This window comes from Streptomyces sp. ID05-26A, assembly GCF_033794685.1.
Lineage (GTDB): Bacteria > Actinomycetota > Actinomycetes > Mycobacteriales > Pseudonocardiaceae > Lentzea.
This window is the reverse complement of record NZ_JARAYZ010000002.1, coordinates 256,443-271,889: the sequence shown is the minus strand read 5'-3', so window position 1 is coordinate 271,889 and position 15,447 is coordinate 256,443. Positions and strand designations below refer to the sequence as shown.

The window sequence follows — 15,447 nt, the reverse complement described above, 5'->3', positions numbered from 1 at the left end:
TTAAGCTATTGCTTGCTTATTTTGCTATAGCATCCTAGCTTGGTGGCGCCGCGACGTTCCCGAGCCAACGGAGGCTTCCCGATGTCGTCACTCGCCGCGCCGGTCGACCGGCGGCTCGCCAGGCGCATCACGTTCTTCGTCGCGCTGGCCGTGTTCGCGCAGGAGGCGACCTGGGACTTCTACGACGCCCAGGTGCCGCCGCTGCTGCGGGAGCACATCGCCAGCACCGCGGTCGTCGGTCTGCTCATGGGCATGGACAACCTGCTCGGCATCTTCGTGCAGCCCTGGATCGCCAACCGGTCGGACAACACCCGGACGCGGTGGGGCCGCAGGATTCCCTACCTGGCGGTGGGCATGCCGCTCGCCGCGCTGCTGTTCATGCTCATCCCACTGGCCACGGCACTGCCCGCGCTGATCGCGGTGATCTTCGTGTACTCGCTGGTGGGCAACAGCTTCAAGCCGATCGCGCAGGCGTTGCTGCCCGACTTCATCGAGCCGGAACGCAGGGGCAGGGCGAACGCGGCGGTGAAGATCGCCTCCGGCCTGACCGTCATCGTGTCCGCGCTCATCAGCGCACTGCTGGTGGACGACCACCCGAAGCTCGCGTTCACCGTGCCGGCACTGCTCATGCTGGTGTGCACGGCGGTTCTCGTCTCGCGGGTGCGGGACAACACCTCGCGGGCCTACCAGCTCGCGCTCACCGAGGACGCGCACGACGAGTCGTCCGTGCGGTTGCGGGACCTGCTCAAGGACATCCTGCGCGACCCGAACCGCAGCCGGCTCCTCCTCGTCACCGCGGTCCTGCTGTTCGCCTCCGCCTGGTTCTCCTCGCGGTCGCTGTTCACCCCGTACGGCATGGAGACCCTGGGCCTGTCCCGTGGCGCGGCGGGTTCGCTGACGTTCCCCAGCGGTGTCGCGTTCCTCGTCGCCGCCTACCCCGCCGCGCTGCTCGCCGAACGGATCGGGCGCGTCCGCACGATGACGATCGGGATGGTCGTCTTCGGCGTCTCGCTCGCCTGCGGCACCCTCGTGCCGACCCCCGCCGCCACCGTCGCGGCCTTCTGCGTCGCGGCCGCCGGCGCGTCCGGGTTCCTGATCAACGCCGCCGTCGTGCTGTGGAACCTGGCGCCGTCCGCCCGCGTGATCGGCGTGTACACGGGCCTGTACACGGTGAGCTGGGCGACCGGCGGGTTCATCGGGCCGGGGGTGGTCGGCGCGATGGTCGACATCACCGGGTGGCGCTACATGCTCCTCGACATCGCCCTGCTCAGCGCGCTTGCCACCGCCGTGATCCTGCGCGTCGCCGTCCTGAGCCGCCGCCACGCGGTCTCCCTGTAACAACCGGAAGGAACTCGCACATGAACGCTCCCGACGGAGCCGTCCGCGTCCTGACGCCCACGGGCATGCTCGGCGCCGGCTTCACCCAGTCCTCCGTGGACCGCGGGCTGGAGCTCGGCGCCGACGTCATCGCCGTGGACGGCGGATCGACCGACTCGGGCCCGCACTACCTCGGTTCGGGCACCGCCAAGACGACCGCCGCGGCCGTCGCCCGCGACCTGCGGATCCTCCTGCGTGCAAGCGCTCAGGCCCGCATCCCGCTCATCGTCGGGTCCTGCGGCACCAGTGGCACCGACTCCGGTGTCGCCTGGGTCGCCGGCATCGTCGACGACATCCTGTGCGAGGAGGAGCTCGACCTGTCCGTGGCGACGATCTTCAGCGAGCAACGGGCCGGCTTCGTGAAGGCACGGCTGCGTGAACGCGCAGTGCATCCGTTGCCACCGGCGACAGTTCTCGATGAGGCCACTGTGGACAGTTGTACGCACGTCGTCGGGATGATGGGCCACGAACCGATCGAGGAGGCCCTGCGCGCCGGAGCCGACGTGGTGCTCGCGGGCCGTGCGACGGACACCGCCCTCGCCGCCGCCTTCCCGTTGATGAAGGGCATGCCGGCCGGACCCGTATGGCACGCGGCGAAGATCGTCGAGTGCGGCGGCCAGTGCACGACGAACCCCCGCGCGGGCGGCGTCCTCGCCACCGTCGACCACACCGGCTTCACCATCGAACCGCTCGACCCGGACGCCGCCTGCACGCCGATCTCCGTTGCGGCGCACATGCTCTACGAGACGGTGAACCCGTTCCGCATGCGCGAACCGGCCGGCGAACTGGACGTCTCGGAGGCCACCTACACGGCTCTGGACGAACGGCGCGTGCGCGTCGAGGGCTCGCGGTTCCACCCCGCCGGCCAGCACACGATCAAGCTGGAGGGCGCCCGGATCACCGGCTACGAGACGATGTCGTTCACCGCGATCCGCGACGAGCACATCCTCGCGAACATCGAGGAGTGGACCGGCCTGTTCGTCAAGGTCTTCACCGGCCGCGTCGCGCAGACCCTCGGGCTCGACGAGGGCGAGTACTCCTTCGACCTGCGCCGCTACGGCTACGACGCCGTGCTGGGCTCACTGGACCCGGCGACGCGGCCACCGCGCGAGATCGGGGTGATGCTCCTGGTGCGCGCCCGAACCCAGGAGCTCGCGACCGCCGTCGCCAAGGTCGCCAACCCGTTGATGCTGCACCTGCCGACCCCGGACATGGCCTACCTGCCGAGCCTCGCGTTCGCGACCTCCCCCGCCGAGACCGAGCGCGGTCCGGTCTACGAGTTCGCGCTCAACCACGTCGTCGACACCCTCACCCCCACCGAGATGTTCCGCACCGAGCACCGGAAGGCCCTCTCCCATGACTGAGCAGCCCACGTTCGGCGATCTCGCGCTGGAGGTCCGGTCCAAGAACGCCGGACCGTTCTGGGTGACGATGGAACTGTTCCTGCGCGACGAGTCCGGTTACGCGCTCGCGGCCGGGACGGTGGACGCGAACCTCGTCGCGTCCCTGTACGACGTGCGCGCCGAGGACGTCCAGATCTTCCGGATCCCGTCGCTGAACGTCGTCAAGATCTCGTTCCCGCGCCCGGTCCCGCAGGGAGGCCTGCGGGACCGCGACGTCCACGCCGGGCAGCACCACGTGCCGCTGGCGTCGCTCAGGGTGCCGTGACCGGTTCGAGGCGGGCCGGAACGTGCTTGTGCCACGGGGTTCCGGCCCACTCGTCGCGGTCCTCGGCCGCGGTCAGCTCGTTGGGCGCGACGCCCGTGCGCTCGTTCACCGTGAGCCCGAAGCCGTTGGGCAGGGAGATGTGACCGGAGCGCATGGTGTCCGCGACGTCCACGGACACCTCCGCGCTGCCACGCCGGGTGGTGACCTTCACCTTGTCGCCCGTCGCGATGCCCAGCGACGCCGCGTCGGCGACGCTGATGCGCAGCCGACCGTCGGCGTCGCGGCGTCGCCAGGTGGGGTCGCGCATGATCGTGTTGGCCGTGAAGGCGCGGCGTTCCCCGGCGGACAGCACGAACGGCCAGTCCGGATCCCCTTGCGGCACAGGCCTGTCGCCCAGCGCGGCCACAGCGGCGAGCAGCTCCGGCACGTCCAGGTGAATCCGGTCGCCGCGCAGCCGCCGCCAGGACTCGTCGTACTCGTCGTCGGTGATGTGCACGCCGTGCTCGCCGTCGACGATCGCGGCGAAGAGCCGCTCCCCCGCCTCGAGCCCGGACCCGTAGCCCGCCTTCTCGACACCGGCGGGGTTCTTGCGGGCGCACTCGTGCGCGGCCATCCACAGCACGGCGGCCGCCGAGGCGTCGTGCGGCAGCGTCGGGCCGAGCGTGCGGTACAGCAGAACGGCCGCGAGCCGCCGTTTCACCGGATCCGCGAGCACGGCGAGGAACGCCTGGGCGAACTGCACCCGTCCGGCCGCTGCGGCCTCCCGCAGCGGAGCGTAGTCCTCTTCGGACAGTGCGCCGGACGCCTCGACGAGCCGGGCGTGGATCTCCGGTTCGGGCAGGACCCCCTCCGGCGCGGGCACGACCGGGTGCCGCAGGTGGAAGATGTTGCGCGGGAAGTCGAAGTTGAAGAACGTGGCCTCGAACTTCTCGAACTGCGTCGGCGCGGGCAGCACGTAGTCGGCCAGGCGCGCGGTCTCGGTCATCGCGATGTCGATGACCACGACGAGTTCCAGTGCTGCCAACGCTTCCCGCATCTTCGCCGAGTCGGCCAGCGAGTGCGCGGGGTTCGCGCTCTCGACCAGCATCGCGCGGTAGCGGGCCGGGTGGTCGGTGAGGATCTCCTCGGCGATCACGTTGGACGGCACGAGACCGCTGATGATCCGCGCGCCCACGACCGGGCTGCGCGGGCCCTGGTCTCCCGCGTGCCCCCGGTCGCGGCCGATCGGCACCAGGCTGGACGGCACGTACTGGGTGCCGCGCTTGCCGAAGTTGCCGGTGAGCAGCCAGACGAGCTTCTCGACGTAGCTCACCAGCGTCGAGTCGCGGTTCATCTGGACCCCGAGGTCCTCGAACACGGCCACGGACTCCGCGGCGGCGATCCGCGCGGCCACCGCCCGCACCAGCGTCTCCTCGACGTCGGCGACCGCGCAGTACTCCCCCACCGGCACCTGCCGCAGGACGGCGGTGACGGCGTCGAGGCCGTCCGCGTGCTCGGCGAGCCAGTCCGCGGCGACCAGGTCCTCCTGCACGAGCACCGCGGCCAGCGCGGTCAGCAGGTAGAGGTCGGTGCCGGGCCGGACCTGGAGGTGGAAGTCGGAGAGCTCGGCGGTCTCGGTCCGCACGGGGTCGATCACGATCATCGACCGGGCGGGGTCCTTCGCGATCTCCTTGAGCACCGAGCGCGCCCGCGGGAAACCGTGCGACTGGTAGGGGTTCTTGCCGACGAACAGCGCGACCTCGCAGTGCTCGAAGTCCGCGCGGGTCATGTTGCCGAGCATCCGGGCGCTGACCCAGAACTCGCCGGTCTTCTCCTGCGCGAGCGCCGACGAGCGGTAGCGGGCGCCGAAGGCCGCGAGGGTGGCGGGCGAGTACGCGCCACCGAGATGGTTGCCCTGGCCACCGCCACCGTAGTAGAAGATCGTCTCGCCGCCGAAGGTGTCGCGGACCTCGCCCAGCCGGGCCGCGATCTCCCCGATGGCGGTGTCCCAGTCGATCTCCTCGAACGTGCCGTCGGGCGTCCTGCGCAACGGACTCGTGATCCGGCCCGTGTCACCGTTCTGGTGCAACCCCAGGCGCAGCGCCTTGTTGCAGGTGTAGCCGGCGGAGGCGGGGTGGAGCTTGTCGCCGCGGATCTTGTCGAACGACCGCCCGTCCTCGCCGACGAGGATCTCGATCCCGCAGTTGCACTCGCAGAGGATGCAGGCGCTGGGTTTCCACATGGGCCAGGCTCCTAGTCTCGTCGCTCCAGCAGGGGCGCGATCTCGGCGAGCACGTCGTCGAGCGGGCCCAGGTCGCGGTGTGCGCGGCAGAGGATGATCGCGCCTTCGACGGCGGACACGACCAGCGTCGCCAGCCGCTGCGCGCGGGCCGCCTCGACACCGTTGCGGGACAGTGCTTCCGCGATGCTGCCCTGCCACCGCGCGAAGATCTCCCGCACCACGTCGACGGCGTCGGGAACGGTGTCGCGGCCGTCCATGGCCATCGCGGCGGCGGGACAGCCCGCCCGGAAGTCCGTCTTGGTCAGCGACCGCTTCCAGAAGGCGACCAGACGTTCCAGCAGTTGCCGGACGTCCCCCTCGGCCGCCGCCTCGCTGACCATGGTGTCGATGTAGTCACCGGCCAGGCGGACCGCGCCGAGCACCATCTCGTTCCGGCCGCCGGGGAAGTGGTGGTAGACGGACCCTCGCGGCGCACCGCTGTGGGCCAGCACGGCGTCGACCGTGACGCCGGCCGCGCCGCGTTCACGCAGCAGCAGCACCGCGCTGTCCAGCATCCGCTGCTTGGTGCCCCGCCTGCCGTCGCTCATCGCACCTCCCTGTTCGGGAGTATGGCAGAGACCATAGTCGCTGTCAGCAGCACACGACTTTCGGCTCACCGGAGCCTGGTGCGGCCGCCCGTCCGCCGGAATCATCGACCGTGTCGGAGCCTGACGCGGGGAGGGAGGCGACCGGTGGGTGGATCCGAGGGGACGCGGGACTGGCAGCAGGAGGTCGCGGAGAACGCCCACCGGTTCGGGGCGCTGCGGGACCGGTTGTCCGGCCAGACGGTCCGCGAGGTGTCCCCGGACGGGACGATCGAGGTCGTGGTGTCCACCAGCGGCGCGCTCACCGGGCTGCTGCTGCGGGAGGGGCGGAACCGGGAGCCGCTGCCCGTGCTCGCGGCTCAGGTCATGGACTGCGTGCGCCGTGCCCAGGCACGCATTCCCGCCCTGGTGGACCAGGCGATGACCGAGACGATCGGCCCGCACGACGCCGCGGCCCACCTGATCCTCGCCGAGACGAGACAGCGCTTTCCCGAGCCGCCCCCTCCGGCGCATCCCGTTGCCGGGCAAGCGGTTCCTCCTCGACCGGCACCCGCACGCCCCTCGTCGCCGGACGCGGACGACTGGGACGGGCCGGAGATCTTCGACCGCTGATCGCCCGGTGCTGCGCTGTACGGCCGAACTTCGCCGGTTCGGTGTCGTCACGGCGCGTGGTTGCGCCATTGTTGGCGGTGACGGGTCTTGGGTGACGCCAGGAGCGGATCATGCGTGAGGGTTACGCGGTCTCAGCCACGGTTCTCGCGGAGCAGGCGCGCGGTGTCGGCGAACTGGTCGCCGAGTTGCAGCTCGCCGCCGACGCGGTGGGGTCGGTCTCGTTGACGCCCGGCGCGTTCGGTGACGCGGCGGCGGAGGCGGTCCCCGTGCTCGACAGGCTCGGCTTCGAAGGGCTGGAGACCGTGGTCGCCGCGCTCAACACGTTGGTGGAGACCGGTTCCCGGCTCCGCGACACGGCAGAGGAGTACGCGCGCCAGGAGGCCGGCGTGCGGTCGTCCTTCGACTCGCTCGCCGACCCCGCGGAGCGAACGGTATGAACACCGCCACCGAGGCCGCTGATCGGCTCGCGAGCGCGATGGCCGGTGGCGACTGGGTCGCACCACGACTGCGCAGCGGTGGGACGGTCACCGGGGTGCGGCCCGTGCGGCGGTTGGTCGCGGCCGGGCTCGGGGACTACGTGTCGCTGGTCGAGCCGTTGCAGCACGCCGTCGACCGGATGGCCGTCGACGGGTCGGTGAACGCGTACACGGACGCCCTGACTCGTGCCGCCACGGTGGTCGAGCGGGTGGGTCAGGAGTTCGTCCGGTCCGCGGTCGCGGGTGAGGCCGACTGGACCGGAGCGGCCGGCGACCGGTACCGCGAGCGGGCCGGGGTGATCGGCCGGGCGCTGGCCGGGGTCTCGAGGGTGCTGGCCGCCGGGGGTGCGGCGGCGCGGATGACGGGCGCGGCCGTCGGTTCCGCGCGGGCGCAGGCGGACGCGCTGCTCGACCACTGCGTCGGCGAGCTGATCTCCTACGTGCGGCTGGCGAGTTCGGTGCGGGGCGCGAACACCGTCGAGATCCGCGCCGAGGCCGCCTCCCTCGTCGCCTCGTACGCCCAGCCCGTGGCGGAGCTGGAGGAGATGCTGCGGCAGACCGCGCGGCAACTGGCCGGGACGGTGCGGGCGGGTGAGGTGCTGGCGCCGCTCCGTGACGCCCTTGCCCTCCCCACCGCCCCACGGCCGTCCGGTGTGGACGGAGACCCGAACCTGGTCCTGGCCGCCCACGCGCCGGGCGGGAACGGCGGGACGACGAACGCGGCGTCGTTCCAGTCTCCTGCCGGCGAAACGGTGCGCGGACCGACGGGTGATCCAGGAGCCGCCAAGAACGTCCAGCTCGCGGGCTGGATGAACCGCTGGCGCCCAACCGGCAAACCAGGCTGGCGACCCGGCGGAAGACCCACCACACCCAAACCCGGTTCGATCGGACGGCCCGTCGGCCCGGCTCACGGCCGGCAGCCGGTGATCGGCCGCAAGACCCACCCGTTCGACACCAAGCAGCTCCTCCCCACGCCCAAGAACGACCCGAGGTGGAACCGGGCGAACCCGAAGGACCGCGAGGCGATCCAGGAGGCCGCCGAGGAGATCCACAACCAGCTGCTGGAGACGTTCATCGACCTCACGAACGGGATGCGCGACGAGGTCGCCCACGACCTGCCGAACGTCCGGAAGGACTACCCGCAGGACTGGAGCACCGAGCGGATCATCGGCACCGAGACGGACAAGCGCGTCGGCAAGTGGGTCGAGGACAACCACGACAGGCTGATCGACCCGGACAGCGGGTGGCAGCTGCGCAGCCAGGTCGCGCAGATGAGCCCCGAGGCGGAGGTGCCGTGGGGCACCAACGGGTCCCGGCGGGTCGACATCGTCCTGCAGCGGGAGATCCCCAACCCGAAGTGGACTCCCGGCTCCACCATCCTGCCCCAGTTCGGGCACGAGAACGTCACCGTCTACGACGTCAAGACCGGCGAGAAGGGCATCCAGGCCGACTGGTCGAGGGACGTCAAGCGCAAGTTCGACCCGCTGTTCGAACCGGTCGAGATCCATCCGGACCGGGGCACCGTCGAGCGCGGCACGCTCAGGAGCATGCGGCTCAGGTGAGAACGAGCACGCGCACCCGAGTCTCAGCCCGTCTCGCTGGCATCACGCCCGGTGGCCCTGACCAGGTCCTCACGTGCCCGCGCGACCCGCGAGCGGATCGTCCCGATCGGGCAGCCGACGACCTCGGCGGCCTCGGCGTAGCCCAGCCCGAGCACCTGCGTGAGCACCAGGGCCTCCCGCCGGTCCGCGGCCAGCTCGTCGAGCAGCAGGTTGAGCTCGACCACGCCGGTGAAGCCGGACGAAACGCCACGCCCGCGGTCCGCCGCCTGCACCCAGTCGACGTCCGGGGACACCCGCGGCCTCGACCGCGCCATCCGCACCTGGTCGATCACGACCCGGCGGGCGATCGAGAGGAGCCACGTCGTCGCCGAGGACCTCGCCTCGAAGTTCCGCAGGCTCGGCAGCGCGCGCAGGAAGGTCTCCTGCGTGAGGTCGTCCGCCACGCCCACGTCCTCGAGGTGCGCGACGAAACGCCACACGTCGCGCTGGGTCGCCCGCACGAACCGTTCCAGGGCGTCCCGGTCACCGTCCCGGGCCTGCAACGCCCATCGGGTCACCTCGTCATCGGCGAAGTCCACGAGGCCGAAGCCTAACGGGCGAACGTCCGGGACCTGACCGGCCATTCGGACCGATCAGTGGTACACGCGCCGCCGGCCCGTCCGGGCGCGGCCGCTGACCAGGGCGATCCGGGTCCGTTCCGAACCGCTCGCAGATCACCGGGAACCAACCGGGCCGCATGACCGACAATGTGTACGTGGACTGCAGCACCTGCCGCGAAGCCCTCTCCGCGCGACTCGACGGGGAGGACGAGGGCGTGCCCGCCGCCGAGGTGGACGCCCACCTGAAGACGTGCGCGGACTGCCGGGAGTGGCAGGAGACCGCCACGGCTCTGAACCGCACCCTGCGCGTGCGGGCCGCGACCCCCGTGCCCGACCTCGCCGCCACGATCCTCGACGCCGCTCCCCCGATCGTCCCGCCCGCGCCGCGCGGCTGGCTCGTCAGGACGTTGCTCGGCGCAGTCGCGGTCGCCCAGCTGACGCTCGGTCTCGCCCAGGTGCTGGGCACCGGCTCGGCCACGCACGGAGGCCACGTCTCCGGTCTCGACAGCAGCCACCTGTTCAACGAGAGCACCGCCTGGAACCTCGCGCTCGGCCTCGGCCTGCTCTGGACCGCGCTGCGCCCCGCCGCGACCGCGGGCATGCTGCCCGTCACCGCGGCGTTCGTCGCCGTGCTGATCCCGTACTCGGCCAGCGACCTGATCGACGGCACCGCCACCGCGGGCCGCGTGCTGTCCCACTCGCTGCTGCTCGCGGCACTCGCGTTGCTGGCGCTCACGCACTTCCGCGACCGGGGCCCCGGCGGCCGCGCCACGTCGTCGGACAGCGACTCCGCCGGCACGGAGGACTCCTCCGAGTCTTCACGCCGCGAGGAGAAGCCCCGTGCCCGCCGCGTCCGGCTGCGGCCGGTGAGCCGGCGCGACGTCGCCTGACCGTTGCCTGACCAGACGGACGCGGGACGATCGTCCCGCGTCCCCCGGCGGCGATCAGCTCACCGCGGCCTTCAACCGGGCGATCGCGTCGGTCTCCGCCTCGTACAGCTCAGCGAGCTGTGCACCCATGGCCGGGAAGTCGGTCGACTCCCCCAGCGCGTTCCACATCTCGCCGATCTCCCGCCACCGCGGCGCCAGCCCGGAATGGCCGGCCTGGTCGAGGAAGTCCGCGAACAACGGCCGCAGGTTCCCGCCCGTGACCCCGTACCGGCCGTCGACGCCCTCCCGGACGCTCTGGAACGCGTGGTCGAGCCCCTGCCCGTCGGCGAACACCTTGGGCCACGCCTTGGCGGCCTTGGTGTCGGTCATCATCCGGGACCACTTGCGCCACGCCGGCAACGAGAACGAGTCCGACTTCTGCGACAGGTGCTCGACGACGTCCCGCAGGCCCTCGCGCACCGCGGCCTCGACGTCGGGTTCGTGATCGGACCCGGTGACCACGACCGCCTGGTTCTTCCACGTGCCGACCCGCGCGACGGCCCGGTCCAGGTCCGCCCGCGCGACCGTCAGCGGCACCAGGTTCCGGTCGTCCACGTACACCTGGTCGCCGGACGTGCCGTACACCACGACCGGGTGCCCGCCGTGACCGTCGAGCGACTCCGGCAGGTCCCAGTAGCCGATCTGGTACCGGTCGGGCCACACCATCACGGCGTCACCGGCGTCGAGCCGGCCGGTCAGCCACGCCTGCGCGGCCTTGGGCGCCGACCGGTGCCACTCGTGTGCGACGCCCAGTCGCGTGAGGACCTTCTCGGTGCGGCGGGTGACGTACTGCCACGAGTTGGAGAACCCGATCGTCACGTGCCGCCCGTTGTCGTGCTTGAACTCCCACAGGATGTAGCCCGCGCCGATCCCGCCGCCGATGCCGAACAGCAGCGCCTCGTTCAGCCCGGAGATGCCGCGGGCGGCGAGCATGGCGTCCAGGCCCGCCGCGTCGGGGTCCGTGCCTCCGCGCAACTCCCAGCCGTCGTCCGGCGCCGCACCGCTCAGGTGCGCCAGGGCGGTCGTGTAGCGCTCACCGGTCTTGGCCATGCGGGCGCGGACCTGAGCCTTGAACTGCTTGCGTGACGTCATCACCGATCTCCTCGGCCGTCGCGGAAGGCACCCGGACCCCACGCGTTCAGATGCCACGACAGCCTTGGTCAAGGCGTGACGAAGACGGCGTCCCCAGGCACACAGGTCCCGTTTGCCTCCGCGTCAGCCGGGTTGCGTGGGCACCCGGTCAGGAGGTTGGGCGTGGAACTCGCCGGTGGTCATCCTAACCGGACCGGTCCCGGGGCGCGGGGACCGCCGCGATTCGTGTTTTTTATAGCCGGGAATACGAAGGATCCGCGCATTAAGGTCAGGCGGATGGGAGAGAAGTTCCACGTCGAGCCGGATGAGCTGCGTGGGTACAGCGGACTCCTCGAACGTCAGGCCGAGCACTTCCTGACGATCCGGGAGCACGCGATCGACAAGGGTGGGGACACGTCCGGGTTCACCGGGCTGCTGTCGCTGCTCGACCCCGTCGTGACCGGGGTCGCGCAGCTCTACGGGGAGACGCTCGAGGCCGCGAACAAGAAGATGACCCAGGACGCCGAGTCCTTGGTCAAGGCGGCCCGTGCCTACGAGAAGGCGGACGAGATCGGCGTCTGCCTGATCGACGCCGCGGGCGGGAAGACGGAGCCCCCGTCCTGGCTGGGGCGGTACCTGGGGGTGGGCGAATGACCGGCGGGGTCTGCAACGGCTACCAGGACATCGAGGATCCGAATGTCTCGCTGCGCGCGGCGCCCGACAACCGGCCCGGCCGGCAGACCGTCAAGGAGCTGATCGAGGCCGCCGGCTGGAAGATCCAGGGCGTCAACTGGATCTACCAGCAGGTCACCGGCGACGACCTGGTGCGCGACCTGGTCATGCCGCTGGCGGGCGACTTCGAGAAGATCGACGCGAACGCCGCCGCGTGGGACCGGATCGCCAAGTCGCTCGACAACGTGCGGCACAACGTGAACAACGGCATCGAGGAGCTGTCGCCGAGCTGGGACGGCGGTGCCGCGCAGAGCTTCGAGAACCGCATGCGCCGCACGTGGACCACGGCGATCGAGTGGGACTCGCAGGTCGCGAAGTTCATCGGCGACCGGTTCAAGAACATGGCGGCCTCCTGCCGGTCGGCCGCGAAGCTCGCGCTGACGCTGCTCGACAAGATCTGCGACAAGCTGATGAAGGCCGCGATGACGGCCTGGATCCCTCTCGTCGGCTGGGGCCGTGCCGTGTGGATGGTCTACGACGTGGTCAACATCGTCGACCAGGTGCGCAAGCTGATCCAGTCCATGAAGACGCTCATCGAGGGCGTCCAGGGCATGATCAACGGCATCAAGCTCATGGGCACCGCGCTGGCCAGGATCCCGGACGTGCGGGACGTCAACGACTTCTTCGACGTGGTCGACACCTGGCAGGACGGCAAGGAGAAGTTCGGCGACGGCGTGTCCGCCGTGGGCAGCGGCGCGTGGGGCGCGGTGAAGAGCGGCTACAAGGGACACAGCAAGTACAAGGACGCCCAGAAGGAGGAACGCTGGGCGGAGCCCAGCACCTCGAGCCCGGGCGGTGCGGAATGACGTTCCCGTACGACAGCGCCCGCCAGCAGTTGCGGACGTGGCAGGAGGATCTCGACGCCAGGGGCGCACGGCTGGAGAAGGTCGCTCTCGAAGCGTCCAAGGCGCAGGGCCGCGGCGCCGATCTGTCCCCCGCCGACATCGCCGAGATCGAGAAGTTCGCCCGGTCGAAGGATGCGCCGAACGCGCTGAAAGACCTGCAGCGCAAGGTCGACTCGGGCGAACTGTCCTGGCGGGACATCGCGTCCGGCAGGGCCGTGAACGATCCCGAGGTGCAGCGCGCGATGCAGACCAGCATGCCGTCGCTGAAGCGCGCGTACACGGCGATCAAGGAGGGCCAGGACCTCGACGAGATCGTCGCGGCGGGTCAGCAGCGCACCAGGCGCTCGCACGGCGACTACGACGACGACATGCCGAGCGACTTCACCGAGGACGCCTTCTGACCCGGCCGCGATCTCGTCGGAGCGGGCAGGGGGGAGAAGTCAGTTCGCGCGGACCACTCCGTCCGGAGTGGACGGTGCGGAGCCGATGGTGAACTCGCCCTGGTTCAGCGTGCGCGGGTGGAAGTAGCCGGCCTGGACCTCCGCCGGGGTGTTGTTGCCGCGCAGGTGTTCCGACCACACCATGAAGTAGCTCCAGCGGGTCTGGCCGCCGAGGAACGCGGCGTTCGGCACCTTGCCGGTCTCGGCGAGCGCGATCGGCTTGCCGTTCGCGATGGCCTGGATCTGCTGGTAGTCACCGGAAGTGGGCAGTCCCTTGTACCAGACGTCCAGTGACACCACGTCCACGTACTGCGCGCCGGGGTAGTACGACGCCCAGTTGCCGGCGGGGTTGTCCTGGACGTTCCACACCCAGATCAGGTTGTCGAGGCCCTTGGACACCAGGTGGTCGCGGGTGATGCGGTAGAGCTTCGCGCTGCCCTCCGGGCCCGGCCGGTTGCCCCACCAGTTCCAGGCCTCGTTCATCTCGTGCAGTGGGCGGAACAACACCGGCACGCCCGCGGCCTTGAGCTGCTGCAGGTACGGCACCACTTCGTCGAGGCGGCGCTTCCACGCGTTGTTGAGTCCTGTGCCGCCGGTGACCATCTCGGTGAACTGGCCCTGGCTGATCCGCGTCTTCACACCGCCGTCGAACTGGCAGGTGCTGCCTCCGGTCGGTGTGCACACGTGCCAGGTCAGCGTGACCAGCGAACCGTTGGCCCACTCGATCTTGGCCTGGTCGACCACGCGCTGCCGGTTCGCCACGTCCTCCGGCCGGAACATCAGGTCACCGCCCCACAGACCGGGGTACTGGCCGGTGATGTCCTTGACCTGCTGGGTGTACTGGCCGGGGTTGTTCGCCGGTTCCTTGTTGTGCTGGCCGGAGACGATGGCGCGGCCGGTGATCGAGCTCAGGTAGTTGATCACTTGCTGCCGGGACGACCTCGGGAACGCCTGCGCCTGCGGTGACACCGCGACCAGGACGCCGAGGAAGGTCAGGACCGCGGTCAGAACCGCGCCGGACCGATGAAGCGTGGTGTGTCGCACTCGCTCCTCCTCGTGGAACCCGCTCCTCACTGGGCGGGACTACGTGACGGCTGCGGCGGCGAGCCGATGAACTAAAACGTTTAATCTGCTCTGCTGCATCAACATAGGCGGACTCGTACGAGGTGTCCATAGAGCGTTTTAGTTCCGGAACGGTTCAGCTTCGAGGCGGCGCGGTCGACGCTCGTGGGACCAACCTCGGGGCGTGCGCGAGACGGTGCGCCGGAGACCGGTTGTTCATCACGTCGAACAGCGTCTCCGCCGCCTGCGCGCCGAACGAGAAGACGTCGTGGTGCATGGCCGAGAGAGTCGGCCTGGTGAGCTGGCAGAGCTGCGAGTCGTCCCAGGCCAGCAGGGACAGGTCGGCCGGCACCGACAGGCCGAACTCCGCGGCCACGCCCAGCGCCGCGACCGCCATGACGTCGTTGTCGAACACGATGGCGGTCGGACGGTCCGGCGAGAGCAGCAGCGTGCGACAGGCCCGGCTGCCCTGGTCCGCGGAGAAGTCCGCCACGACCGTGCGGGCGTCCAGCCCGAGGTCCCGTGCCACGTCGGCGAAAGCGGCCGTGCGGATCGCGCTGTGCCCCAGCTCCGGCGGCCCGCTCACCCGCGCGATGCGGCGATGCCCCAGCGCGGCGAGGTAGCGCACGGCCTCGGTGATCGCCTCGGCGTCCTCCGTCCACACCGGCGTGAACTCCCCCGCCAGGCTCGGATGACCCACGACCACCACGGGAAGGCCCAGGTCCGCCAGCGCAGGGATGCGCGGGTCGTCCACGTGCAGATCGACGAGGATGCTGCCGTTGACACGTCCGCCCTGCCACCACTCGCGGTGGACCTCGATCTCCTCGGCACCGTCCGCCAGCCGCAGCAGCAACGAGCACGACCGCCGCACCAGCACGCTCTCGATGCCCGAGATGAACTCCATGTAGAACGGTTCGAGCCCCAGCAGTCGGGCGGGCCTCGCGATCACGAGCCCGACCGTGTGCAGGCGCCGCCCGGACAACGACGAGGCCGCGAGGTTGGGCCGCCAGCCGAGCTCACGCGCGGCGGTGAGGATGCGCTCCTTGGTCGCGGCGGACACGCCGGGCCGGTCGTGCAGGGCGATCGACACGGCCGCCGGGGACACACCGGCGCGCGCGGCGACGTCCCTGATGGTGGCCCTGCGCTCGCCGGCGGTCGAGTCGTGCTGGCTCACCCGGAACCGCCTCACCTGTCTCACCCGCTGCTGGACCGTGCGAGTCTAACCGGGAGCGCTCCCAGGAACCGTGCTCGTGGCGTGCTGGTTAAACG

The 15,447-nt window shown here is 70.7% G+C and carries 16 protein-coding genes; 10 read left to right on the top strand and 6 right to left on the bottom strand.

The annotated features are described in order from the left end of the window. Positions 1-81: 81 nt before the first annotated feature. Genes PV646_RS16955 through PV646_RS16945 form a run of 3 tightly spaced genes read left to right on the top strand, consistent with a single transcriptional unit; the run spans position 82 to position 3,045 of the window. Complete coding sequence (locus tag PV646_RS16955) at positions 82-1,338, top strand: MFS transporter (RefSeq protein WP_500342884.1); 1,257 nt, start codon at positions 82-84, stop codon at positions 1,336-1,338. Between the two features lie 20 nt (positions 1,339-1,358). Further along, the gene (locus PV646_RS16950; RefSeq protein ID WP_500342883.1) at positions 1,359-2,741 is read left to right on the top strand and encodes an acyclic terpene utilization AtuA family protein; all 1,383 of its coding nucleotides are present in this window, start codon (positions 1,359-1,361) and stop codon (positions 2,739-2,741) included. Continuing rightward, positions 2,734-3,045 (top strand): DUF4387 domain-containing protein, encoded by a 312-nt coding sequence (locus PV646_RS16945; protein ID WP_500342881.1) that lies wholly within the window; start codon positions 2,734-2,736, stop codon positions 3,043-3,045. The genes PV646_RS16950 and PV646_RS16945 overlap by 8 nt, the downstream gene beginning before the upstream one ends. Here the strand turns inward: PV646_RS16945 and PV646_RS16940 are convergent. Then, complete coding sequence (locus PV646_RS16940) at positions 3,032-5,266, bottom strand: molybdopterin-dependent oxidoreductase (RefSeq protein ID WP_500342879.1); 2,235 nt, start codon at positions 5,264-5,266, stop codon at positions 3,032-3,034. The genes PV646_RS16945 and PV646_RS16940 overlap by 14 nt on opposite strands. An 11-nt stretch (positions 5,267-5,277) precedes the next feature. Beyond that, positions 5,278-5,853 carry a TetR/AcrR family transcriptional regulator gene (locus tag PV646_RS16935; RefSeq protein ID WP_500342878.1) on the bottom strand — a complete coding sequence of 192 codons (576 nt, stop codon included), beginning with the start codon at positions 5,851-5,853 and terminating at the stop codon, positions 5,278-5,280. Between the two features lie 144 nt (positions 5,854-5,997). Between PV646_RS16935 and PV646_RS16930 the strand changes: the two genes are divergently transcribed. The 3 genes from PV646_RS16930 (at position 5,998) to PV646_RS16920 (ending at position 8,500) form a co-directional block, all read left to right on the top strand. Then, the gene (locus PV646_RS16930; protein ID WP_500342876.1) at positions 5,998-6,462 is read left to right on the top strand and encodes a hypothetical protein; all 465 of its coding nucleotides are present in this window, start codon (positions 5,998-6,000) and stop codon (positions 6,460-6,462) included. 110 nt (positions 6,463-6,572) lie between these two features. After that, the gene (locus tag PV646_RS16925) at positions 6,573-6,899 is read left to right on the top strand and encodes a hypothetical protein (protein ID WP_500342874.1); all 327 of its coding nucleotides are present in this window, start codon (positions 6,573-6,575) and stop codon (positions 6,897-6,899) included. After that, positions 6,896-8,500 (top strand): hypothetical protein, encoded by a 1,605-nt coding sequence (locus tag PV646_RS16920; protein ID WP_500342872.1) that lies wholly within the window; start codon positions 6,896-6,898, stop codon positions 8,498-8,500. The genes PV646_RS16925 and PV646_RS16920 overlap by 4 nt, the downstream gene beginning before the upstream one ends. 23 nt (positions 8,501-8,523) lie before the next feature. Here PV646_RS16920 and PV646_RS16915 read toward each other — a convergent pair whose 3' ends face one another. Then, positions 8,524-9,123 carry a sigma-70 family RNA polymerase sigma factor gene (locus PV646_RS16915; RefSeq protein WP_500342870.1) on the bottom strand — a complete coding sequence of 200 codons (600 nt, stop codon included), beginning with the start codon at positions 9,121-9,123 and terminating at the stop codon, positions 8,524-8,526. Positions 9,124-9,236: 113 nt separating this feature from the next. Here PV646_RS16915 and PV646_RS16910 point away from each other — a divergent pair, with 113 nt between their 5' ends. Continuing rightward, positions 9,237-9,989, top strand: coding sequence for a zf-HC2 domain-containing protein (locus tag PV646_RS16910; RefSeq protein ID WP_500342869.1), 753 nt, complete (start codon positions 9,237-9,239; stop codon positions 9,987-9,989). A 54-nt stretch (positions 9,990-10,043) separates the two neighbouring features. Here the strand turns inward: PV646_RS16910 and PV646_RS16905 are convergent, their stop codons facing one another. Then, complete coding sequence (locus PV646_RS16905; RefSeq protein WP_500342866.1) at positions 10,044-11,120, bottom strand: BtrH N-terminal domain-containing protein; 1,077 nt, start codon at positions 11,118-11,120, stop codon at positions 10,044-10,046. A 276-nt stretch (positions 11,121-11,396) separates the two neighbouring features. Between PV646_RS16905 and PV646_RS16900 the strand changes: the two genes are divergently transcribed. From PV646_RS16900 to PV646_RS16890, 3 genes are read left to right on the top strand one after another with little or no spacing between them, the layout of a single operon-like run. Then, entirely contained in the window at positions 11,397-11,753 is a 357-nt protein-coding gene (locus PV646_RS16900) for a hypothetical protein (RefSeq protein ID WP_500342865.1), read from the top strand. Next, positions 11,750-12,637 carry a WXG100 family type VII secretion target gene (locus tag PV646_RS16895; protein WP_500342863.1) on the top strand — a complete coding sequence of 296 codons (888 nt, stop codon included), beginning with the start codon at positions 11,750-11,752 and terminating at the stop codon, positions 12,635-12,637. The genes PV646_RS16900 and PV646_RS16895 overlap by 4 nt, the downstream gene beginning before the upstream one ends. Then, positions 12,634-13,077 (top strand): hypothetical protein, encoded by a 444-nt coding sequence (locus PV646_RS16890; RefSeq protein WP_500342862.1) that lies wholly within the window; start codon positions 12,634-12,636, stop codon positions 13,075-13,077. Before PV646_RS16895 ends, PV646_RS16890 begins: the two co-directional genes overlap by 4 nt. Positions 13,078-13,116: 39 nt before the next feature. Here the strand turns inward: PV646_RS16890 and PV646_RS16885 are convergent, their stop codons facing one another. Next, a complete protein-coding gene (locus PV646_RS16885) occupies positions 13,117-14,160 on the bottom strand; it encodes a glycosyl hydrolase (protein ID WP_500342859.1) in 1,044 nt (347 codons plus the stop codon). Positions 14,161-14,314: 154 nt separating this feature from the next. Next, positions 14,315-15,367 carry a LacI family DNA-binding transcriptional regulator gene (locus tag PV646_RS16880; protein ID WP_500342858.1) on the bottom strand — a complete coding sequence of 351 codons (1,053 nt, stop codon included), beginning with the start codon at positions 15,365-15,367 and terminating at the stop codon, positions 14,315-14,317. Between the last annotated feature and the right edge of the window lie 80 nt (positions 15,368-15,447).